At 67.8% G+C, this 21,255-nt stretch carries 26 protein-coding genes; 20 read left to right on the forward strand and 6 right to left on the reverse strand.

Features of this window, described 5'->3' with window-relative positions:
* Positions 1-206 precede the first annotated feature (206 nt).
* A complete protein-coding gene (locus tag H7J86_RS28225; protein WP_267294986.1) occupies positions 207-1,601 on the forward strand; it encodes an MFS transporter in 1,395 nt (464 codons plus the stop codon).
* Positions 1,602-1,612: 11 nt separating this feature from the next.
* On the opposite strand, the gene H7J86_RS28230 is transcribed toward H7J86_RS28225, so the two are convergent.
* Positions 1,613-3,283 (reverse strand): PucR family transcriptional regulator, encoded by a 1,671-nt coding sequence (locus tag H7J86_RS28230; RefSeq protein WP_267294988.1) that lies wholly within the window; start codon positions 3,281-3,283, stop codon positions 1,613-1,615.
* Between the two features lie 243 nt (positions 3,284-3,526).
* Between H7J86_RS28230 and H7J86_RS28235 the strand changes: the two genes are divergently transcribed.
* The 18 genes from H7J86_RS28235 to rplO all read left to right on the forward strand — a co-directional run bounded on the left by H7J86_RS28235 (position 3,527) and on the right by rplO (position 14,818).
* Positions 3,527-3,979 carry a GlcG/HbpS family heme-binding protein gene (locus H7J86_RS28235; RefSeq protein ID WP_090359859.1) on the forward strand — a complete coding sequence of 151 codons (453 nt, stop codon included), beginning with the start codon at positions 3,527-3,529 and terminating at the stop codon, positions 3,977-3,979.
* 193 nt (positions 3,980-4,172) lie between these two features.
* Positions 4,173-4,892, forward strand: coding sequence for an iron-containing redox enzyme family protein (locus H7J86_RS28240; RefSeq protein WP_090360518.1), 720 nt, complete (start codon positions 4,173-4,175; stop codon positions 4,890-4,892).
* Positions 4,893-4,955: 63 nt separating this feature from the next.
* Positions 4,956-5,306, forward strand: coding sequence for a Rieske (2Fe-2S) protein (locus tag H7J86_RS28245; RefSeq protein ID WP_267294990.1), 351 nt, complete (start codon positions 4,956-4,958; stop codon positions 5,304-5,306).
* Complete coding sequence (locus H7J86_RS28250; protein ID WP_267294992.1) at positions 5,303-6,547, forward strand: NAD(P)/FAD-dependent oxidoreductase; 1,245 nt, start codon at positions 5,303-5,305, stop codon at positions 6,545-6,547. Before H7J86_RS28245 ends, H7J86_RS28250 begins: the two co-directional genes overlap by 4 nt.
* The gene (locus H7J86_RS28255; RefSeq protein ID WP_187098317.1) at positions 6,544-7,989 is read left to right on the forward strand and encodes an aldehyde dehydrogenase family protein; all 1,446 of its coding nucleotides are present in this window, start codon (positions 6,544-6,546) and stop codon (positions 7,987-7,989) included. The genes H7J86_RS28250 and H7J86_RS28255 overlap by 4 nt, the downstream gene beginning before the upstream one ends.
* Before the next feature lie 53 nt (positions 7,990-8,042).
* Positions 8,043-8,399 (forward strand): Rieske (2Fe-2S) protein, encoded by a 357-nt coding sequence (locus H7J86_RS28260; RefSeq protein WP_090359849.1) that lies wholly within the window; start codon positions 8,043-8,045, stop codon positions 8,397-8,399.
* Complete coding sequence (locus H7J86_RS28265; protein ID WP_267294994.1) at positions 8,399-10,003, forward strand: gamma-glutamyltransferase family protein; 1,605 nt, start codon at positions 8,399-8,401, stop codon at positions 10,001-10,003. Before H7J86_RS28260 ends, H7J86_RS28265 begins: the two co-directional genes overlap by 1 nt.
* 4 nt (positions 10,004-10,007) lie before the next feature.
* Positions 10,008-10,418 (forward strand): RidA family protein, encoded by a 411-nt coding sequence (locus tag H7J86_RS28270; RefSeq protein ID WP_372517345.1) that lies wholly within the window; start codon positions 10,008-10,010, stop codon positions 10,416-10,418.
* 176 nt (positions 10,419-10,594) lie between these two features.
* The gene (rplN, locus tag H7J86_RS28275; RefSeq protein WP_018601827.1) at positions 10,595-10,963 is read left to right on the forward strand and encodes a 50S ribosomal protein L14; all 369 of its coding nucleotides are present in this window, start codon (positions 10,595-10,597) and stop codon (positions 10,961-10,963) included.
* Positions 10,964-11,281: a 50S ribosomal protein L24 gene (gene rplX, locus H7J86_RS28280; protein WP_090359845.1), complete on the forward strand. Its 318-nt coding sequence runs from the start codon at positions 10,964-10,966 to the stop codon at positions 11,279-11,281.
* A gap of 1 nt (position 11,282) precedes the next feature.
* Positions 11,283-11,855 carry a 50S ribosomal protein L5 gene (rplE, locus tag H7J86_RS28285; protein WP_090359843.1) on the forward strand — a complete coding sequence of 191 codons (573 nt, stop codon included), beginning with the start codon at positions 11,283-11,285 and terminating at the stop codon, positions 11,853-11,855.
* 3 nt (positions 11,856-11,858) lie between these two features.
* Positions 11,859-12,044, forward strand: coding sequence for a type Z 30S ribosomal protein S14 (locus H7J86_RS28290; RefSeq protein WP_083736047.1), 186 nt, complete (start codon positions 11,859-11,861; stop codon positions 12,042-12,044).
* Positions 12,045-12,132: 88 nt separating this feature from the next.
* Complete coding sequence (rpsH, locus tag H7J86_RS28295) at positions 12,133-12,531, forward strand: 30S ribosomal protein S8 (RefSeq protein WP_090359841.1); 399 nt, start codon at positions 12,133-12,135, stop codon at positions 12,529-12,531.
* Between the two features lie 11 nt (positions 12,532-12,542).
* Positions 12,543-13,082 carry a 50S ribosomal protein L6 gene (gene rplF / locus H7J86_RS28300; RefSeq protein ID WP_090359839.1) on the forward strand — a complete coding sequence of 180 codons (540 nt, stop codon included), beginning with the start codon at positions 12,543-12,545 and terminating at the stop codon, positions 13,080-13,082.
* A 3-nt stretch (positions 13,083-13,085) separates the two neighbouring features.
* The gene (gene rplR / locus H7J86_RS28305; RefSeq protein WP_090359836.1) at positions 13,086-13,493 is read left to right on the forward strand and encodes a 50S ribosomal protein L18; all 408 of its coding nucleotides are present in this window, start codon (positions 13,086-13,088) and stop codon (positions 13,491-13,493) included.
* A gap of 25 nt (positions 13,494-13,518) precedes the next feature.
* Positions 13,519-14,187, forward strand: a complete 669-nt coding sequence (rpsE, locus tag H7J86_RS28310; RefSeq protein ID WP_090360517.1) for a 30S ribosomal protein S5 — start codon at positions 13,519-13,521, stop codon at positions 14,185-14,187.
* Positions 14,188-14,189: 2 nt separating this feature from the next.
* Positions 14,190-14,369, forward strand: a complete 180-nt coding sequence (gene rpmD / locus H7J86_RS28315; protein WP_090360514.1) for a 50S ribosomal protein L30 — start codon at positions 14,190-14,192, stop codon at positions 14,367-14,369.
* Positions 14,370-14,374: 5 nt separating this feature from the next.
* Positions 14,375-14,818 carry a 50S ribosomal protein L15 gene (gene rplO, locus H7J86_RS28320; RefSeq protein WP_090359834.1) on the forward strand — a complete coding sequence of 148 codons (444 nt, stop codon included), beginning with the start codon at positions 14,375-14,377 and terminating at the stop codon, positions 14,816-14,818.
* 55 nt (positions 14,819-14,873) lie between these two features.
* Here the strand turns inward: rplO and H7J86_RS28325 are convergent, their stop codons facing one another.
* Together H7J86_RS28325 and H7J86_RS28330 are read right to left on the reverse strand one after the other, a co-directional pair.
* Positions 14,874-15,488, reverse strand: a complete 615-nt coding sequence (locus tag H7J86_RS28325) for a TetR/AcrR family transcriptional regulator (protein ID WP_090359831.1) — start codon at positions 15,486-15,488, stop codon at positions 14,874-14,876.
* Positions 15,489-15,619: 131 nt separating this feature from the next.
* Positions 15,620-16,546 carry an LLM class flavin-dependent oxidoreductase gene (locus tag H7J86_RS28330; RefSeq protein ID WP_267294998.1) on the reverse strand — a complete coding sequence of 309 codons (927 nt, stop codon included), beginning with the start codon at positions 16,544-16,546 and terminating at the stop codon, positions 15,620-15,622.
* A 63-nt stretch (positions 16,547-16,609) separates the two neighbouring features.
* On the opposite strand from H7J86_RS28330, the gene sppA reads away from it, so the two are divergent.
* Positions 16,610-18,370: a signal peptide peptidase SppA gene (gene sppA, locus H7J86_RS28335; RefSeq protein ID WP_187098321.1), complete on the forward strand. Its 1,761-nt coding sequence runs from the start codon at positions 16,610-16,612 to the stop codon at positions 18,368-18,370.
* Here sppA and H7J86_RS28340 read toward each other — a convergent pair.
* The 3 genes from H7J86_RS28340 to H7J86_RS28350 are packed head-to-tail and all read right to left on the reverse strand — an operon-like array spanning position 18,358 to position 21,114.
* Positions 18,358-19,287: a class I SAM-dependent methyltransferase gene (locus H7J86_RS28340; protein ID WP_267295000.1), complete on the reverse strand. Its 930-nt coding sequence runs from the start codon at positions 19,285-19,287 to the stop codon at positions 18,358-18,360. The two genes, sppA and H7J86_RS28340, sit on opposite strands and share 13 nt — an antisense overlap.
* Before the next feature lie 10 nt (positions 19,288-19,297).
* Positions 19,298-20,200: a class I SAM-dependent methyltransferase gene (locus tag H7J86_RS28345; RefSeq protein WP_267295002.1), complete on the reverse strand. Its 903-nt coding sequence runs from the start codon at positions 20,198-20,200 to the stop codon at positions 19,298-19,300.
* Complete coding sequence (locus H7J86_RS28350; protein WP_267295004.1) at positions 20,200-21,114, reverse strand: class I SAM-dependent methyltransferase; 915 nt, start codon at positions 21,112-21,114, stop codon at positions 20,200-20,202. Before H7J86_RS28350 ends, H7J86_RS28345 begins: the two co-directional genes overlap by 1 nt.
* Between the last annotated feature and the right edge of the window lie 141 nt (positions 21,115-21,255).

Raw genomic sequence — 21,255 nt, forward strand, 5'->3', positions numbered from 1 at the left:
GTTAAAAGTCCGCGCTGGGGTGCGGATCGGCACGATGAGGGGCCCAGCACGGCCTGTGCACGATGCCCAACTGGGAGCGGCTTCTCTGTGCGCCTTGGCCCATACGGGCGCCACCTCTGCCCCGGCGTGAATGAGACAGTGGCTTCAGGGGTGCTCATGCACCTCGCCCAGCCACACCACACAGATCGGCCACGGAAGCCTCTGCCATGACTGACACAGACAGCCGCGTACCCGCGGGCACGGCGGTCCCCGACGACGCCGGCACGCCGTTGGCCCTCGCTGCGCTGCTCTCCGGGACGTTGGTCGGCACGGTGAGTAACAACGTGGTGAACGTGCCCATGCCGGCCATCCTCGCCGAATTCGACGCACCGCTGGGCAGCGGCGTATTCGTGGTGGTCGGCTTCCTGATGACGTTCACCGCGACGATGCCGCTGGTCGGCTGGATCGGCGACCGGTTCGGCAGGCGGCGGGTGTACTGCGCCTCGATGGTCGCCACCGCGGTGTGCGCCCTCGGCGCCGCGACCGCTCCGTCGCTGGAACTGCTGATCCTGTGGCGCTGCGTGGGCGGTGCGGCGGCCTCCGCCCTCGGGCCGGCGGTGCTCGGCCTGCTGACCTGGCTGTTCGCCGGGGAGCGGCGGGGCAGGGCGGTGGGGCTGTGGGCCTCGGTGAACGGCATCGGCCAGGCCATCGGACCCACCATGGGCGGCTTCGTCGCTGACGGCTGGGGGTGGAGATGGGTGTTCGTGCCGCTCGTGCCGGTCGCGCTGGCCGGTCTGATCGGCACCCTGCTCCACATCCCGCGTCATCCCGGCACCACGATGCGCTTCGACACCATCGGCGCGACTTCACTGACCCTCGGGTCGGGGCTGCTGATCCTCGGCGTCGCACTCGTCCCGCAGCAAGGTCTTTCGGCGGTCGTTGCCCTCGCGGTGATGGTGGCCGTGGCGGTCCTGATCTTTTTCGTCCGGCATTGCCTGCGGGTGTCCGAGCCGTTCGTCGACGTCCGGCTCGTGGCAGAGGCCCGGTTCGTGCGCAGCACCCTGGGCGCGTTCGCGTTCATGTTCAGCCTCGGAGCCACGCTGCTCGCGGTGCCCCTCTACCTCGTCGGCGGCGGCCGGACCGGGTCGCTGGCCGGCGCGGTGCTGCTGGCGATCCCGGCTTCGATGGTGATCCTGGGCCCGCCGGTCGGGCGCTACCTGGACCGGGTCGGGGCCCGCCGGGTCTTACGCACCGGGTTGGTGCTGCTGATCCTCGGCCAGGCCCTGCTCTGTGTGGCCGTCGGCACGCATCTGGTCGAAAAGCGTTTGGGGTTGGCCGGCTTCGTGGGGGTTCTGGTCCTGATCGGAATCGGGACGGCATTCGTGCAGACGCCGGCGGCCACCGGTGCCACCCGCTCTCCTGCCGGGGCGCAGGGCACCGGACTCGGATTGTTCAACCTGGTGCGCTTCGGCGGCTCGGCGATGGGCGCGGCGTGGGTGGCGATCGCCCTGGGCCTGGGCACCACCACCGGTTTCATGCTCGCGTTCGCGATGGTCTCCGTGGTTGCCGCGCTCGGACTGCTGGGCTCGTTCGTCGGGCCCGATCCGGCGCCCGAACGATAGCGCCGCCTCGGTCAGTGGAAGCTGGCCTCTCGGTCGACAGCGGCGTGCACTTCGCTGAGCAGGTCCAGCCGGATCGCCAGCCAGACGGTGAACTGGTTGTCGGGCAACCGGATATCGAGACCGATCGCCCGCGACACCCGATCCAACTTGGTCAGCATGGTGTTGCGGTGCACATTGAGCACCCGGGCGGTGGCGTTGACGTTCCCGCCGTGTGCCAGGTAGCCGGTCAGGAACTCGCGCAGATCGGGAGTGGCCCGCAGGGGGCCCAGGATGTCGTTGACCAGCGCCTTGCTCTGTTCGGTCTCGGCGATCTCGGCGAGCACCGTGAAACTCCGCAGATCTTGATAGGACACCGCGCCGGTGAGCCCCAGCCTGCGTGCGATACCCAGCGCGATGCGGGCTTCGCGGTAGGTGGCCGAGACGGCTTGTGCACCACCGGCCGGTCTGCTGTAGGACACGGCGACCGCAGCGCCGCGGCGGTTCTCCAGTTCGCCTGCCATCGCCTCGGCGTAATGAACCATCTCGCGGTGCCGCGCGGCGTCATCGCCGCCACGGAGTGAGCGCACCACCACCAGGACGTCACCCAGCACGGTGACATAGGAGCGGACGGCGGGATCGGGTGCCACATTGGCTGCGTACCGGGCCAGCCGGACCATGCTCGCCGCGGGATTGTCCACCCCATGGGGAATCGCGCCCGGCGCGACGAAAACGCCGAACTGCGAATCGATGTCGATGTCGTGGTACTCCGCCCGTGCGCGCATATCGTGCTCGCTGGAGAAGTGGCCGTGGACCAGGGCCTGGACGAAATCACCGCGGGCGCGTTCCTCGGCCTCATCGACGCTGTGCTGTCGCAACATCTCCGAACCGATGATCGCGGTCGCCTGCTCGGTGACGACGATGTGCCGTGCCAGATCGTGGGCACCCGGTGCGGAATTCGGGACCAGGACGAGGACCCAGCCTTCGAAGGCCTTGCCGAGCCGGATGGCCGTGGAGATGGCGGTCCAGGTGTTGCCGTGCGGGTCTGCGAGGTGCTCGACACGGGTGTCGTGATGACCCGAGAGCCGGGCGGCGGCCGGCAGGTCGACCGTCAACCTCGGCACGATGACCTCGGTGAGAACCCCCGCCGCCTCGGCGGCCAAGCCGTTGTGGGCCACGATCTGGCCACGGGCGTCCAGTGCGACCGCGGGGTTACGGGCGAGGTTGGACACCTCGCGGATCAATATCTGCAGCCCGGCCCCACGGTGAAAAAGTCCCGCCAAGGAGGTGTGCACGTGTGTGGCGTACCGCATCACGTGCACTTCCCGGCTCAGTGCCCGCTCCGCCAGCAGTCGGTTCAGGGCGGTGAACCCGACCGGAAACGCCATCTCGATCACCACCAGCCCGGCAGGCAGGGCCGCCGGGAAATCGGCGGGGACCGCACCGTCGACCAGCAGGGTGGTGGCGCCGCGGGCGGCGAGCGCGGCCAGGGCGCCGGCGGTGCCCAGCAGCGCTTCCGGACGCGCGTAGACCGCGACGCCGTCGAGTGGCTCGTGGCCGGACAACACCTCGGAAAGCGGGAGAACCCAATGCAACTCGCTATCGAGGTGGTCCTGCCCGGTCATCACCCGGGCACCCGACATGAGCGATTCATCGAGCAGTCCGGCGACCGTCATCCGGTCACCGTGCGGGTGCTCTGCTGGCATGTCCTCACCTGCTCTGTGCGGCGCGTTCGTCGTCGCGGTGGCGGATCGAACCACCACGATCACACTGTCGACTGCCCACAGACTATGTGCAGTTTGACCATGATGCGGTCGATAAAGCGGACATTGTGACCAAGGCGGGCGCCCGCCTGCCCCGGTAGACATGCACCAGGCGAACAGCCCGGGGCGGGATCGCCGACCCGCCCGAATCGGTCATCACCGACAAACTTCAGGAGGTCAGCAGATATGCACCAGATCTACCGGATCACCCTCGACGACGCCCTGCCCCTGCTCGCCGCCGGCCGGGCCAAGGCAGAGGAGATCGGGGTCAAGCAGACACTGTGCATCTGCGATGACGGCGGCAATGTCCTTGCCCTGCATCGCCTTCCAGGGGCCCGGTTGACCGGCGTGGACATCTCCATCGCCAAGGCGTTCACCGCCGCGGGCCACGAGCGGGCCACTCACCTGTTCAATGAGGCGCCCGACGGCCCGGCGCTGCCGGGTAACGAGGCCTTCGGTATCAGCCACATGCTGCCGGGTAAGTTCGCGGTCTTCGTGGGCGGATTTCCGCTCGTCTTCAACGGCCAGATCATCGGCGGCGTCGGGATCAGCGGTGGTAACGGCGCACAGGACAAGGCGGTCGGCGCGGCGATCCTGGCCGAGTTCGAGGCGCTGACCGCGGCCGTCGTCAGCCGTTGAGGGTGTGCATGATGACTCGTGACGTCGCTCTCACGGGGTGAAGTTGTCCATGTCGCAACGTCGGTCTGCTGGCTAACGTCGTTGGTGCAGAGCCGACTTCGCACCGTCGCATCGTCTCGCAGCCGCATCCATTGCGAAACATCCTTTTCTGCCGATGATTTCGCGAATTCAACTGATCGAAGGGATCGATTCCATGACCGAACTACTGGGCCGTGAGGAGTTCCGCGCAGAACTCGAGAACGCGATCAAGGGTCGCGAGGCCAAGAACGCATCGTTCTCCAAGGCGTGGGCCGAGGGTCGGCTGGAGCGCCACCATTTCGCCCGCTGGGCCGAGAACCACTTCCACTACGTCGGACCGTTCGCCGACTACCTGGCCAACATCTACGCCAACACCCCCGACGAGTTCACCGGCGCCAAAGACTTCACGTTGCAGAACATGTACGAAGAGGAACTCGCCGATATCCGGCACACCGACCTGCTGATCAAGTTCGGCGAGGCATGCGGCACCACCAAGGAACGCATCGAAGACCCCAACAACATGAATGCCATCACCCGCGGCCTGCAGTCCTGGTGCTACGCGGTGTCGCAGCGTGAGCACTTCGTGGTGGCGACCGCTGCGCTGGTGGTGGGGCTGGAATCTCAGGTGCCCAGCATCTACACCAAGCAGATCGTGCCGCTGCGCGAGGTCTACAAGTTCACCGAGGACGAGATCGAGTTCTTCGATCTGCACATCACCTCCGACGTGGTGCACGGCGAACGCGGCTACCAGATCGTGCTGGATCACGCCGACACCCCGCAGCTGCAGCAGCGTTGCCTGCAGATGGTGCGGTGGGGAGCCGAGATGCGGTTCTCCTACACCAAGGGTCTGTATGACACCTACGTCGCACCCGAGCTGGAGCCGGTCGCGGTCTGAGTGATTTCGGCGCGCCCACGTCCGCTGCGCGAGCGTGGCGCGCCGAAATCGGACAGGAGAATCATGGAGTGGACCGCGGTCGCCACCGCGCGCGAACTGGGCAGACGCCGCAAGCTGCGGGTCGAGGTCGGTGGTATCGCCGTCGCCCTGTTCCAGACTGAGGGCAAGGTGTATGCCTTCGCCGATCTCTGTGTGCACCAGGATCGTTCGCTGTTCAGGGGCACACTGCTGCACGGCAAGGTGATCTGCCCGGGCCATCAGTGGCAGTTCGACCTGGAGACCGGCTACGAGGCCGATCAGGACCTCTGTCAGCCCACCTACCCGGTGCGCGTCGATGACGACGGCACCATCTACGTCAATCTCGCGCCGGAGAGCCGTGTGCCGGCCCGCACCGAAGAGGAGGCGCGGATATGACACCGCGCACCATCGTCACCGTCGGCGCCGGACAAGCAGCCGCCGTCGCCGCCCGCAACCTGCGCAGGCAGGGGTTCGACGGCCGCATCATGCTCATCGGTGACGAACCACACGCGCCCTATCAGCGCCCGCCCCTGTCCAAGGAGTTCCTGGCAGGCACCGACACCGAGGCCGCCCTCTGGATTCTGCGCCCCAGCTGGATCGCCGACAACGACGTGGAGATCGTCACCGGAACGAGGGTGCTGCGGGTGGAGCCGGCGTCACGGACCGTTGCGGTGGACAGCGGGGCCGATATCGAAGCCGACGCAGTGCTTTTCGCCACCGGAGGCACTCCGAGAACGCTGACCGTGCCCGGCCCGCGACCCGATCTCGTGCACTACCTGCGCACGCTCGACGACGCCGTGGCGCTGGCGCCGGTGCTGGTGCCGGGCAGGCGGCTGGCCATCATCGGCGCGGGTTTCATCGGGCTGGAGATCGCGGCCACCGCGGCTGCCGCGGGTGTGGCGGTCACCGTGTTCGAATCGGTACCGGTGCCGCTGGCCCGCATCCTCGGATCCGCCATGGGCGAGGCCGTCTGCCGGCTGCACCGCGACCACGGCGTGGACCTGCGCACCGGGGTGCGGTTGGCCGGCATCCGGACCACTGCCGACGGTGTGCTCATCGACATCACCGGTGCGGCAGAATCTTTCGAGGCCGACGCCGTCGTGATCGGTATCGGCATCACGCCGAACACGACCGCCGCCGAGGCGTCCGGACTGGGCGTCGACGACGGTATCGTGGTGGACGCGTCGGGCCGCACCAGCATCCCGGGCATCTTCGCGGCCGGGGATGTGGCACGCCGGTACTCCGAGCGGGCGGGCCGCCACGTTCGCCTGGAACATTTCGACAATGCCAGCAGGCAGGGTGTCGCGGTGTCGAACGCGATGCTCGGTCGCGACACGCCCTCGGATGACGCGCCGTGGTTCTGGTCGGACCAGCACGGGCACAACCTCCAATTCATCGGTACGGCAACCGGAGATCCGGTGATCCGCGGTGATATCGGTGCACGGGACTTCACCGGCTTCTACCTCGAAGGCGCCACCGTGCGGGGCGCCTTCGCTGTCGACCGTGGAGAGGACATCATGGCCGCGCGGGAGCTGCTGGGCCGCGAGGTCGACGTGGCTGCCCTGCGCGATGAGAGCACCGATCTGTGGGACCTCGCCTACGTAGACATCGACGAAGAATCGCAGGTACAGCAATGACCTCAGGACTCAACTTCATCGGCGGCGCCTGGGTGCCCGCTCAGTCCGGAAACACCTTCACCCGGACCAATCCGGCCGACCCGACCGATCTCATCGGAACCTTCCCCGCCTCGGGGCCCGCCGATGTCGCCAACGCCGTCGATGGGTTGGCGAAGGCCGCGCCGGAGTGGGCCGCCAGTGCACCCGAGCGACGCGCGGCGATCCTGGAATCGGCTGCGGCAGAGCTGGAGAGGCGCGGCCCTGAACTGATCGCCGAGCTGGTCCGGGAGGAGGGCAAGACCCTCGCCGAAGCGAGTATGGAAGTCGGCCGCACACCGGCGAATCTGCGGTTCTACGCCGCCGAGGCGACCCGCAGCGGGGGAGTGACGCTGCCCGCGGCCGGTGACACCCTGGTGTACACGCTGCGCGAACCGGTCGGTGTCGTCGGTGCGATCACACCCTGGAACTTCCCGCTCAACATTCCCTCCCGCAAGCTCGGACCGGCCCTGGCGGTCGGAAACCCGGTGCTGTTCAAGCCTTCCGAGCTCACTCCGCTCATGGGTCAGCGTCTCGTCGAGGCGCTGCTGGCCGGCGGGTTGCCGCCCTCGGTGATCGCGCTCGTCCAGGGCGACGGGGTGGCCGGGGCCGCGGTGGCCGCCGACGAACGCATCGCGGCGGTCACGTTCACCGGTTCCACGGAAGTCGGCCGCGCCATCCACGGCCGGGTCGGACCGCACCGGCGGGTTCAGCTGGAGATGGGTGGCAAGAATCCGGTGCTCGTCGCCGACGATGCCGACCTCGACCGCGCGGCGGCGCTGATCGTCAAGGGCGCCTTCGGGTTGTCCGGTCAGGCCTGCACCGGCACCAGCCGGGTGATCGCCACCGATGCGGTACACGACGAACTGGTCGAGCGCGTCGTCCGGCGCACCAACGCCCTGGTGGTCGGCCCGGGCGCGGTTGACGGTGTGGACATGGGCGCACTGGCCAGCGCGCAGCAACTCGACAAGTTCGCGCACTATGTGGCGGTCGGGGTGGCCGAAGGTGCACGGCTGCGGTGCGGGGGCACCACCGTGGATGTGGCGGCCAGTCCAGGTGGCCATTTCGTGCGGCCCGCCGTGTTCACCGATACCGAGCCCACGATGCGCATCGTCACCGAAGAGGTGTTCGGCCCGCTGTTGGCCTTCCAGCGGGCGGGGTCACTGAACGAGGCGATCGAGCTGGCCAACGCGACCGAGTTCGGGCTGTCCGCGGCGATCGTCACCTCGGACCTGGTCACCGCGCAGCGGTTCGTGCGTGAGTCGCGGACCGGTCTGGTCAAGATCAACCAGCCGACCACCGGGATGGCGATGAACGCACCGTTCGGCGGCTACAAGGCCTCGTCCACCGCGACGTTCAAGGAACAGGCCGGGGCTTCGATGATGGAGTTCTATCTCGCCGAGAAGACCGTCTACCTCAACACCTGACGCGCATTGCCCTGAGACCACAGCCTGAGACCACAGAAAGACGGAGAACAACAATGGATTTCGTTCGGGTAGCACGATCCGGGCAGGTGCCCGAGGGAATCGTGCGGCGGTTCTATTCCGGCGATCACGAGTTCGCGGTGGCACGGCTCAACGGTAAGGCATACGCCACCTCGAACTACTGCACACACCTGGACTGCCTGCTGTCCTCCGGCAAACTGCGCGATGACGGTATCGGCTGCTCCTGCCACGGCAGCGCCTTCGATCTGGAGACCGGTGAGCCGATCAGCCCGCCGGCCACCGAACCCATCAAGACCTTTCCGTGCGAGGAACGGGACGGTGAGATCTTCGTCGGCGTGGAGCCGGGCGAGATGCCTGCCGGCCCGACTCGCCGGGCCCGCCGGGGCGCCTGATGAGCGCGGCGCCACGTCCGCCGGCGCTGTCGGCGGGCGGCATGGTCAGCAGCAGCCACCCGGCCGCCAGCCTGGCCGGTGCCCGGGTGCTGGCCGACGGTGGTAACGCCATCGACGCCACGCTGGCGATGGCCGGACTGACCTGGCTGACCCTGCCCGGCCAATGCGGTATCGGCGGCGACGCCTTCGCCGTGGTGCGGGAACCCGACGGGCGGGTGTGGACCGTCAACGGATCCGGCTTCGGCCCCGACGGAGGAACCGCGGATTTCTATGCGGCGCAGGGCCTCAGCGCGATACCGATGGATGGCCCGCTGGCCGTCGCCGTGCCCGGCGCACCCGCCGCGCTGCGGGCACTCCACGGCGGCGGCGCCACGCGGTCGCTGCCGGAACTGTGGGAACCCGCGGCCCGCCTCGCCGAGAACGGGCTGCCCTGCTCGGAGCACACCGCCGGCGATGTCCGCTCGGCTGCCCAGGCGGTCGCGGCAGACCCCGGCCTCTCGGAGATCTATACGCCGCAAGGTGTTCCGGTGGCCGCCGGCCGCCGCCTCCCACAGCCGGCACTGGCGGCCACCATCCGAACGCTGGCGCACAACCCCGGCAGCTTCTATACCGGCGAGTTCGCGGAGCGGGCCGTGGCCGCGCTCCGCGCCGGTGGTGCGCCGTTCAGCGGCGACGAATGGGCCGCGGGGGCGTGGGTGGCTCCCGAGCCTGCGCTCACCGGACGCTACGCCGGTGCGGTGCTGCACCAGACCCCACTGCCGACGCCCGGGTGGATGGTGGTGCAGCAGGCAGCACTGTGCGACGGGGTGCTCGGTGCGACGGAGTGGATGTCGGCTGCCGCGATCGACCGGCTGGTCCGAGCCGCCCGACTGTCATTCGCCGATCGATTTGCGTTGTGCGGCAGCGATAACCGTCGCGACGGCGTCGATTACATCCTGAACACCGAACGCCTGGACGTGCAGCGCCGCGATCTCGACGGCCGCACCGAAGTGCGTGGCCGTATCGCGGTCGCGGCGGGGGACACCACCTCGACGGTGGCAGTCGACGCCGACGGGCGCGCGGTGAGCTTCATCCACTCGCTGGCGTTCACCTTCGGCGCGAAATTCACGGTGCCCGGCACCGGCGTGGTGCTGAACAACCGGCTGGGCCGGGGCGCCTACCTGATACCAGGACATCCCAACGAGGTGAAACCGCGCCGAAAACCACTGCACACGCTCAACGCGTGGATCGTCACCGACGATGCGGGCGCCCTCGCACATGTCGGCAACACCCCGGGCGGCGACGGCCAGGTGCAATGGAACATGCAGCTGATCTCCCATGTGCTGGACCACGGGCGCAATCCCGCGGAGGCGGTGGCCGCCCCACGGTTCACGGTGTTTCCCGGCTCGGACGCCGACGTCATCGGTGCTCCCGAGGAGCTGCGTCTGGAACCCGGCGTGCCGGCCGGGGTGCGCGACCAATTGAGCGCGCTGGGACATCGCGTGGTCGTCCAGCCGCGGTGGGGAGCGGGCGGCAGCGCGCAACTGATCTCGGTGGACGACCGTGGTGTGCTCAGCGGAGCCGCCGATCCCCGCCAGGAAGGCGTGGCACTCGGTGTCGACTGAGCGGGTGGCACCGCTGCCACAGGGCGACTATGTACCCGCGGTCCTGCACGACGGTGTCATCCACACCGCGGGTATGACGCCACGACGGGACGGTGCGCTGCTCTACACCGGCATCGTCGGTGACACCGTCTCTCCCGAGGATGCGTGTGCCGCGGCCGGGCACGCAGCGGGCAATGCACTGGCCGCCGTACGCTCGGTGCTGCCCGAGCGCGCCGGGATACGTTGCCTGAAGATGACCGTCTTCATCGCCTGCGCGTCGACATTCACCCAGCTCAGCGCGGTTGCTGACGGCGCGTCAGCCATGCTGGCCGCGGAACTGGGTGCCGGTGCACTGCCGGCGCGCAGCGCTGTCGGCGTCGCGTCTCTGCCGTCCGGGGCGCCCGTCGAGGTGGAACTGACCGCCGCCGTGGTGTGACGGTGCAGCCCCGGCTGAGCTGGGATTTGGCGCTGAGCAGCGCGTCCCCTAGACTCTAGGGGTTGCCGCGGGCAGACCTCGGTCATATTCCTATGACCCTGCGTGCCCTGCGGAAACAAGACCGCGCATGACCAGGTCGGTATCTGGCGTGCACACAACCCAGGTCAGGAGATCGAGTGATTCAGCAGGAATCGCGGCTGAAGGTCGCCGACAACACGGGTGCCAAGGAGATCTTGTGCATCCGCGTGCTCGGTGGCTCGTCGCGGCGCTATGCCGGTATCGGCGACATCATCGTGGCGACCGTCAAGGACGCCATCCCCGGCGGCAACGTCAAACGTGGTGACGTCGTCAAGGCCGTCGTGGTGCGCACCGTCAAGGAGCGTCGCCGCGCCGACGGCAGCTACATCAAGTTCGACGAGAACGCCGCCGTCATCATCAAGAACGACAACGACCCCCGTGGCACCCGCATCTTCGGGCCGGTCGGTCGTGAGCTGCGTGAGAAGAAGTTCATGAAGATCGTTTCGCTTGCCCCGGAGGTGTTGTAAATGAAGGTGCACAAGGGCGACACCGTGCTCGTCATCTCCGGTAAGGACAAGGGCGCCAAGGGCAAGGTCCTCGAGGCCTACCCGACCCGCGACAAGGTTCTCGTCGAGGGTGTCAACCGGATCAAGAAGCACACCGCTCAGTCGCAGAACGAGCGTGGCGCGTCCTCGGGCGGCATCGTCACGCAGGAGGCGGCAATCCACGTCTCCAACGTGATGGTCGTCGATTCCGACGGCAACCCGACCCGCATCGGCTACCGCGTCGACGAGGAGTCGGGCAAGAAGATCCGCGTCTCCAAGCGCAATGGCAAGGACATCTGACATGACCACCGTAGAAAACACCGCCAAGGTGCAGCCGCGGCTGAAGCAGCGCTACCGCGAGGAAATCAAGGACGCGCTCAACAAAGAGTTCAACTACGCCAACGTGATGCAGATCCCGGGCGTGGTGAAGGTCGTCGTGAACATGGGTGTCGGTGACGCCGCCCGCGACGCCAAGCTGATCAACGGCGCGGTCAACGACCTCGCCCTGATCACCGGCCAGAAGCCGGAGATCCGCAAGGCCCGCAAGTCGATCGCACAGTTCAAGCTGCGCGAGGGCATGCCCATCGGCGCCCGCGTCACGCTGCGCGGCGACCGGATGTGGGAGTTCCTCGACCGTCTCGTGTCGATCGCGCTGCCCCGTATCCGCGACTTCCGTGGCCTGAGCCCCAAGCAGTTCGACGGCAACGGCAACTACACCTTCGGGCTCGCCGAGCAGTCGGTGTTCCACGAGATCGATGTGGACTCCATCGACCGCCCCCGTGGCATGGACATCACCGTGGTCACCACGGCGACCAACGACGATGAAGGACGAGTGCTGCTGCGGGCCCTCGGCTTCCCGTTCAAGGAGAACTGAGCAATGGCAAAGAAGGCTCTGGTCAACAAGGCCAACAAGAAGCCGAAGTTCGCGGTGCGTGGCTACACCCGGTGCAACCGCTGCGGCCGTCCGCACGCGGTGTACCGCAAGTTCGGCCTGTGCCGAATCTGCTTGCGCGAGATGGCACATGCGGGCGAACTGCCCGGTGTGCAGAAGTCCAGCTGGTAACCAGCATTCATTCGATTTCAAAACACGGAAGGCCCACGGTGTCGGATGACCCGATGGGAACCGCCGCGAGGAAGGTGAACCGGCTGTCATGACGATGACCGATCCCATCGCAGACTTCTTGACGCGTCTGCGTAACGCCAATTCGGCGTACCACGACGAGGTGACGCTGCCTCACTCGAAGATCAAGGCCAATATCGCCGAGATCCTCAAGAGTGAGGGCTACATCTCCGATTTCCGCACCGAGGATGCCCGCGTCGGCAAGGCCCTGGTCGTGCAGCTCAAGTACGGCCCCAGCCGTGAGCGCAGCATCGCCGGCCTGCGTCGGGTGAGCAAGCCCGGCCTGCGGGTCTACGCGAAGTCCACCAATCTGCCTCGGGTGCTCGGCGGCCTGGGCGTGGCGATCATCTCCACGTCCTCGGGTCTGCTCACCGATCGCCAGGCATCTCGACAAGGCGTGGGCGGCGAAGTCCTCGCTTACGTCTGGTAGGGGAAGAGAACATGTCGCGTATTGGAAAACAGCCGGTTCCGGTTCCCGCCGGAGTCGACGTGGCCATCGAGGGCCAGAACGTGTCGGTCAAGGGGCCCAAGGGCACCCTGACCCTCGACATCGCGGAGCCGATCGTGGTGTCCCGCAATGACGATGGTGCCATCGTCGTGACCCGCCCCAACGACGAGCGGCGCAACCGCTCGCTGCACGGGCTGTCGCGCACGCTGGTCGCCAACCTGGTCACCGGTGTGACCGAGGGCTACACCACCAAGTTGGAGATCTTCGGCGTGGGTTACCGCGTCGCGCTCAAGGGCGCCAACCTGGAGTTCGCGCTCGGCTACAGCCACCCGGTGCTCATCGAGGCGCCGGAAGGCATCACCTTTGCGGTGGAGACGCCCACCAAATTCTCGGTCTCCGGCATCGACAAGCAGAAGGTCGGTCAGATCTCCGCTGTCATCCGTCGCCTGCGCCGTCCCGACCCGTACAAGGGCAAGGGCGTGCGTTACGAGGGTGAGCAGATCCGCCGCAAGGTCGGAAAGACAGGTAAGTAACCCATGGCTACCACGAAGACTGAAGCCGCCACCCGTAAGCCGGTGGGGCAGAACATCTCCGAGACCCGGCGCAACGCGCGCCTGCGCCGCCACGCCCGGCTGCGCAAGAAGGTCGAAGGCACCGCTACCACGCCGCGGCTCATGGTGAACCGCTCGGCGCGGCACATCCACGTGCAGCTCATCGATGACCTGACCGGCACCACGCTGGCCGCCGCGTCGTCGATCGAGGCCGACGTGCGTGCCGTCGAAGGCGACAAGAAGGCCGTCAGCACCCGCGTCGGTCAGCTGATCGCCGAGCGCGCCAAGGCCGCCGGTATCGAGGCCGTCGTGTTCGACCGCGGTGGGTACACCTACGCCGGTCGCATCGCGGCGCTTGCCGATGCCGCGCGCGAAGGCGGGCTGAAATTCTGATGACTGTTAACGAGAGGACTGCATGATGGCCGAGCAGGCTGGCGCCGGTTCGGCGCAGGACAATCGCGGCGGTCGTGGCGACCGTGACGGCCGTGGCCGTCGCGACGACCGCGGCGGTCGTGGCCGCGGTGACGACCGCGGCGAGAAGAGCAACTACATCGAGCGCGTTGTCACCATCAACCGCGTCTCCAAGGTGGTCAAGGGTGGTCGGCGCTTCAGCTTCACCGCTCTGGTCATCGTCGGTGACGGCAACGGCATGGTCGGCGTCGGCTACGGCAAGGCCAAGGAAGTTCCGGCCGCCATCGCCAAGGGTGTCGAGGAAGCGCGTAAGAACTTCTTCCGCGTGCCGCTGATCGGTGCCACCATCGTCCACCCGGTTCAGGGTGAGGCCGCGGCCGGTGTCGTGATGCTGCGACCGGCCAGCCCGGGTACCGGTGTCATCGCCGGCGGTGCTTGCCGCGCGGTGCTCGAATGTGCCGGCGTGCACGACGTTCTGGCGAAGTCGCTGGGTAGCGACAACGCGATCAACGTGGTGCATGCCACCGTGGCGGCGCTGAAGATGATTCAGCGCCCCGAAGAGGTGGCGGCCCGTCGTGGCCTGTCCATCGAGGATGTCGCGCCGGCCGGAATGCTGCGGGCCCGTCGCGAGAGCGAGGCGCTGGCTGCTGCAGCCGCGCGTGAAGGAAATGCGTGATCATGGCTGAACTGAAGATCACCCAGGTGCGCGGAACCATCGGCGCACGCTGGAAGCAGCGCGAAAGCCTGCGGACCCTCGGACTGCGGAAGATCCGTCAGTCGGTCGTTCGTGAGGACAACGCGCAGACCCGCGGCCTGATCAAGGCCGTCCATCACCTCATCACGGTTGAGGAGGTCTAGGAATCATGAGCGTTATCAAACTGCACGACCTGAAGCCGGCGCCGGGCGAGAAGACCGCCAAGACGCGCGTCGGCCGTGGTGAAGGTTCCAAGGGTAAGACCGCGGGCCGCGGCACCAAGGGCACCAAGGCCCGTAAGAACGTCCCCTCGACGTTCGAGGGTGGCCAGATGCCCATCCACATGCGTCTGCCCAAGCTGAAGGGTTTCCGTAACCGCTTCCGCACCGAGTACGGCGTCGTCAACATCGGCGAGCTGGGCAAGGCGTTCCCGGACGGCGGCACCGTCGGTGTCGACGAGCTGGTGGCCAAGGGCCTGGTGCGTAAGAACGTGCTGGTGAAGGTCCTCGGCGACGGCAAGCTGTCGGCCAAGGTCGATGTCACCGCGCACAAGTTCAGTGGCAGCGCCCGCGAGGCGATCACTGCTGCCGGCGGCTCGGCGACCGAGCTGTAGTAGTTCTCTTCACAAACGGCCCCCGCTTCCGGCGGGGGCCGTTTGCATGGGCACGCTAATCCTCGGGGCGCATCTGGCCCCTGCGCATCATGTCGTTGACGGCGACACCCCACCGCTCCAGCTCGGCGGGTGAGGTGAAGGGAGCCGGTAGATGCCGCTCGATATGCGGCCGCAGCAGCACCGTGCCGAAGAACAACAGCACCGGATTGAGCGCCGCCCAGGTGTGGTCCAGATCGTCGCGGGCGAGGCCCTCCTCAGCCCGCCGTTCCCACCGGGTCAGGCCCTGTTCGATCAAGGTGTCGAAGATCGCGGACCCGACCGGCGTGACCTCCACGAGTGACCGGGCCAGATAGTCGACGACGGTGGGGTGCTGTACCAACAGAGCGGTGACCTTCTCGCCGAAGGCCTCGAGCGTGGTGGGTCCCGGCCCGGAGGCGAGCGTGGTCTGGATCACTTCGACGACGTACCGGTCGACCGCGTCGACCAGCCCGGCCTTGGTCCCGAAATGGTGCTGGACCAGTCCGATGGACACCCCTGCCGCGCATGCGACCTCGCGCAACGAGGTGGCCCCGACACCGCGCGCGGCGAAGTTGACGAGTGCGGCGTGGCGGATCTTGTCGGCATTGGAAGCGGCCGGATCGCGGGTGGAATCCGGCGGCCAGCGAGTCACCGACCCACCGTATAGCCCGACGTGGCAAGTACGAATGTATCGTGCAACAATACGTTCGTATTGGCCTGCCTGGGGGCGAGGGGTCGGGCAGGCCAATACTCCCGGTCTTCTGCGCGCACCGTGCCCTTCATTCAGGGCAGCTGCGGGATTACTTCGGCCGCAAGGCGTTCCATCTGCTCACGATCCTCGGCGACGGTCGCGCCCAGGGGGTTCAGCAGGATGGTCTGTGCTCCCGCGGCGGCCACCTCGGCCAGTCCGCGCAGCACGTCGGCGGGTGTGCCTGCCACCGCGACGGCTTCGAGCCCCGCGCCGTGGCCATAGATCCGGTCCAACCCGGCCACGGCGCGATCCCACGCGCGGGATCTGTCGTCGTCGACGATCAGATAGACCCGCTTGCCGATGGTGAACCGGGCCGCGTCCCTGGCTTGTTCGTCGAGTTCGCGGCGCAGCGTGTGCACTGCGGTCGCGAAGGCGGCCGTGGTGGACGATCCGGCCCCCAGAAACGCGTCTCCGTGCCGGACCGCCCTGGCGAGCGCGGCAGGTGCGTTGCCGCCGAACCAGATCGGCGGATGGGGACGCTGCACCGGCTTGGGCACGATCTGTAGGTCGGCGACATCGCGGAACCGCCCGTGGAAGGTCAGCCGGGGTTCGTCCGACCATGCCGCCTTCATCAATTCCAGTCCTTCGGTGAAGCTGGAGATGAACGACGACCCGTCGACGCCGAACGCCGAGAACTGACGTCCGCCGCCGCCTGGGGCGACTCCGAGATCGAGCCGGCCGTGGCTGAGCCGGTCGACGGCGGTGACCGCCGATGCCAGCTGCAGCGGGTCGTGCAAGGACGTGACCAAGACCGCCACCCCGAGCCGCAACCGTGTCGTGCACGCCGCCGCATAGGAGAGCAGTTCCAGAGGGGCGATCAGCGGTGCGGGGCCGACCGTCTGCTCGAGCGTCCAGCCGCCGTCGAACCCGAGTTCCTCGGCCCGGGCCAGATACTCCTTGACGCCGGTGGTGTCGAACGCGGTGTCCACGAACTGGGGCAGGGAGATGGAGAACCTCACGGCCACACGGTACGGCCGATCGAGCGCCGGTGCCCGGCGCCCGGCGATCGGTACGCTCGGGTGATGTTCGGATTTCTCCCAGGCACTACAGAACTGCGCGCCATCGTCCGCAAGGTGGACACGGCCCGGCACAACGGCGTGCCCGACGGGTGTGTGCTGGAACTGGACCTGCAGGCGATGCCGCCGGAGACCACCGGATTCGATCCGATGGCGCTGATCTCGGCCGGCGGAAAGCCGATCACCCTGCGTCAGGCCGTCGCCGCCATCGACCGTGCCGCGAAGGACGATCGGGTGGCCGGTCTGATCGCCCGGGTGCAGATCCCCGCGGCGGCGCCGGGCCCGGTGCAGGAACTGCGCGAGGCCATCGTCGCCTTCGGCGAGCTGAAGCCGACACTGGCTTGGGCCGAAACGTATCCCGGCACGTTGTCCTACTACCTGGCCTCGGCGTTCCGCGAGGTGTGGATGCAGCCGTCGGGCACGGTCGGGCTGGTCGGTTTCGCGACCAATGCGATGTTCCTGCGCGATGCCCTGGACAAGGTGGGGATCGAGGCCCAGTTCGTGGCCCGTGGCGAATACAAGTCGGCGGCAAACCTTTTCACGCAGGACAGCTACACCGACGCGCATCGGGAAGCGGACAGCGCGATGATCGAGAGCCTGCACGCGCAGGTGCGCACCGCGGTCGCGGCATCGCGGCACCTCGACAGCGCCGCGGTGGATGCGCTGGCCGACAAGGCCCCGCTGCTGCGCGATGACGCGGTGACCGGCGGGCTGATCGACCGCATCGGTTTCCGCGACGAGGCCTACGCGCGGATCGCCGAACTCAGCGGCGGCGCAGCGGTTGCCGACGGTGAGGACGCGCCACCTCGGCTGTTCCTGTCTCGATACGCGCGGGCCACCGCCGCCAAACCGATACCGAACATCCCCGGCCTGAACAGCAAACCGACCATCGCGGTGGTCACGCTGCACGGACCGATCGTCAGTGGGCGCGGCGGACCGCAGGTGCTGCCGATCGGCAACTCCAGCGCGGGCGGGGACACCATCGCCGCCGCCCTGCGCGAGGCCGTCGCCGATGACGAAGTATCGGCGATCGTCTTGCGGGTGGACAGCCCCGGTGGCTCGGTGACGGGTTCGGAAACCATTTGGCGGGAGGTGGTCCGGGCCAGGGCCGCCGGCAAGCCCGTGGTGGCGTCCATGGGTGCCGTCGCCGCTTCCGGCGGCTACTACGTGTCGATGGCCGCCGACGAGATCATCGCCAACGCCGGCACGATCACCGGTTCGATCGGTGTGGTCACCGGCAAGTTGGTGGCCCGTGAGCTCAAGGACCGTCTCGGGGTGGGTACCGATTCGGTGCGCACCAACGCCAATGCCGACGCCTGGTCGGTCAATGCGCCGTTCACCGCGGAACAGCACGCCCACGTGGAAGCCGAGGCCGACCTCTTCTACACCGACTTCGTGCAGCGGGTCGCCGATGGCCGCAAGCTGTCGGTCGAGGATGTCGACGCGGTGGCCCGCGGCCGGGTGTGGACGGGGGCGGACGCGAAGGAGCGTGGTCTGGTCGACGAACTCGGCGGTCTGCGCACCGCGATCACCCGGGCCAAGGTGCTCGCCGGCGTGGCGCCCGACGCCGCCGCCCGCTTGGTGAGCTACCCGGGCTCGTCGCTGCTGGATATGTTGCGGCCCAAGGCATCATCGCAGCCCGTGGCCGCCTCTCTGCCGCAGGCACTCGGCGCGCTGCTGGGTCGTTCGGTCGTCGGGGCGCTGGATCAGGCCCACAGCGCCGTCAGCGGTGTGACGGCGCTGTGGCTGGGGGACTACCGCTTCTGAGTGCCGCTGATGTAGATGATCTCGGCCATCGGGTTGTTCACGACCACCTCGGGTAGCGGCAACCCGTAGCGCGCAAAGAGTTCGGCTCGTGGCACACCGGTCATCTCCCAGCCCCTGGCGCCCAGATAGTCGGCGGCAGAGTGCCTTTCGCCGGGATAGACCAGCGACGACATATCCAGGTCCAGTCCGAGAGCCTTCAGGCTCACGGCCTCGTCACGCACCGCCTCCGGGTCGAAGTCGCGCAGTCCCGGCACGAACTCGGTGGCCACGGTGCTTCCTGGGGCGCTGAGTTGGTCGATGACGTCGAGCAGGCGGTCCTGGGCCTCCGGAGGTAGGTAGATCAGCAGTCCCTCGGCCAGCCAGGCGGACGGGGCGGCGGCATCGAAGCCGGCGTTGCGCAGCGCGGTGGACCAATCCTCGCGCAGGTCGATCGACACCGTGCGGCGCTCGGTGGTCGGTACGGCGCCGATGCCGGCCAGTGTGCTGGTCTTGAACTCGATCACATCCGGCTGATCGATCTCGTAGACGATCGTCCCGGCGGGCCAGGACAAGCGGTAGGCGCGCGAGTCGAGTCCGGATGCCAGGATGACGACCTGCCGGACGCCCGTTTCCGTGGCGGCCATCAGATACTCGTCGAAGAACTTTGTCCGGACGGCCATCTCGTCGATATTGGAGCGAGCTCGCTTGGCGGCCTCCGGCGAGATGTCCGTCAGATCGAGCTCGCCGTCGATCATCTTCGTGAAGAAGTCGATGCCGACCGCGCGTACCAGCGGCGCTGCGTAGGGATCGTCGATCAAGCCGTGCGGTTCGGTGCTGGCGATGGCGCGGCCGGCGGCCACCAGGGTGGCGGTGGCGCCGACACTGGAGGCGAGGTCCCAGGAGTCGCCGTCGGAGCGCGCAGTGCTGTTGGTTGCCATGAAAATTCCTTCAGTCCCGAATGGCGGTGATGGATACCGAGTGCTGCAGCGGGTTGGCCCGTTCGGGGAACTGACGGCCGTAGTCGGCGAACACGTCTCGGCGGCTGCGGCTGTGCACCTGCCAGCCCCGGGCGGACAGATAGTCCACGACGTCGTTGCGCTCGCCCTTGTAGAACAGCTCGGACAGATCGATGTCGAATCCTTGCGCGCCCCACTGCCCGACCATCTCCTTGGCGCGTTCGCCGATCGACTGGCCGAAGTCGCCGCCGTGATACTCGGTGGCGAGCCGGCTACCCGACACCGACAAGGCGGTGATCTCGTCGAAGAGCCGGTCCTGCGCGTCGGGCGGCAGGTACATCAGCAGGCCCTCGGCACTCCAGGCGGACGGTGCAGCCGGATCGAATCCGGCTGCCGTCAAAGCCGAAGGCCAATCCTCGCGCAGGTCGATCGCGACGGTCCGGCGCTGCGCTGACGGCCTCGCGCCAAGGGCATCCATGGACTGGGTCTTGAAGGCGATGACGTCAGGCTGGTCGATCTCGTAGACCACGGTGCCCGCAGGCCAGTGCAGGCGGTACGGCCGGGTGTCCAGGCCGGAGGCCAGGATGACCGCCTGGCGTATGCCGGCGTCCCCGGCAGCGATGAAGAAGTCGTCGAAGAACCGGGTCCGCACGGCCATGGTGTCGGTGATGAGCCGGATGCCGGCGGCGGCCTCATCATCGGGGATCTCGATATCGCCGTTGACCAACCGGGTGAAGAAATCCACACCGACCGCGCGTACCAGGTCCGCGGCATACGGGTCGTCGATGATCGCATCGGGTTCGGCGGTGGCCCGCGCGCGGGCCGCGGCCACCATGGTGGCGGTCGCGCCCACGCTGGAGGCCAGGTCCCAGCTGTCCGTCTCGGACCGCGCCATCACTTCACCGCGGTGATGTAGATGGGCGACCCGAACTGTGCGTCCTCGTCGAGCGTGGGCAGGCCGTAGCGGGCCAGCAGCTCGTTGGTGGGCACGCCGGAGGTCTGCCAACCCAGGTCGTCGAGATGGGTGCCGGCGTCGGTGCGGTCGCCCAGATAGACGAGCTCGCTGAAGTCCAGGTCGAACCCGTGCTCGGCCCACTTGTCGGTGACCGACTGCATGCGCTCCTTGAGCACCTCGGGGTCGACGTCGCCGGTGCCCGGCACCGCCTCGGCGGCCAGTCGGCTGCCGGGGGCGCTGTTCGCGGTGATCAGGTCGAGCAGCCGGTCCTGCGCCTCCGAGGGCAGGTAACCGAACAGGCCCTCGGCGATCCAGGCGGTCGGCGCGGCCGGGTCGAACCCCGCGCCCCGCAGCGCGGACACCCAGTCGTCGCGCAGGTCGACGGCCACCGTCCGGCGATCCGCGGTGGGCTGCGCACCCAAATCGCTCAGTGTCTGCGTCTTGAACTCGATGACCGCGGCCTGGTCGATCTCGAATACCACCGTGCCAGCCGGCCAGTCCAGCCGGTAGGCACGGGCATCCAGACCCGAGGCCAGGATCACGGCTTGGCGCACACCCGTGTTCCCGGCGGCGGTGAAGAAGTCGTCGAAGAACCGGGTCCGTGCGGCCATACCGTTGGCGAACCGCGCGATGTTCATCCGGGGGTCGTCACCCAGATCCGATTCACCGAGTTCACCGTCGGCGAGCTTGGTGAAGAAGTCGACGCCGACCGCCCGTACCAGTGGGGCCGCGAACCGATCGTCGATCACCGGATTGGGGGCGGCCGAGGCCATCGCCCGGGCGGCCGCCACCATCGTCGCGGTGGCGCCGACGCTGGATGCCAGATCCCAGGTATCGCCGTCTACGCGTGCCATCACAAGGCCCCTCTCGCCGTTTACTTAGCTGATGTAATGAACGCTTCCGACTGTACGCCTTGAATCTGTTTGCTTCCTTGGACACGAGCGAGGCCCCCGGCAGTGCTGCCGGGGGCCTCGTCGATACGTGCGTGATGCGTC

This window comes from Mycobacterium hackensackense, from assembly GCF_025822555.1.
GTDB classification, from domain to species: domain Bacteria; phylum Actinomycetota; class Actinomycetes; order Mycobacteriales; family Mycobacteriaceae; genus Mycobacterium; species Mycobacterium fluoranthenivorans.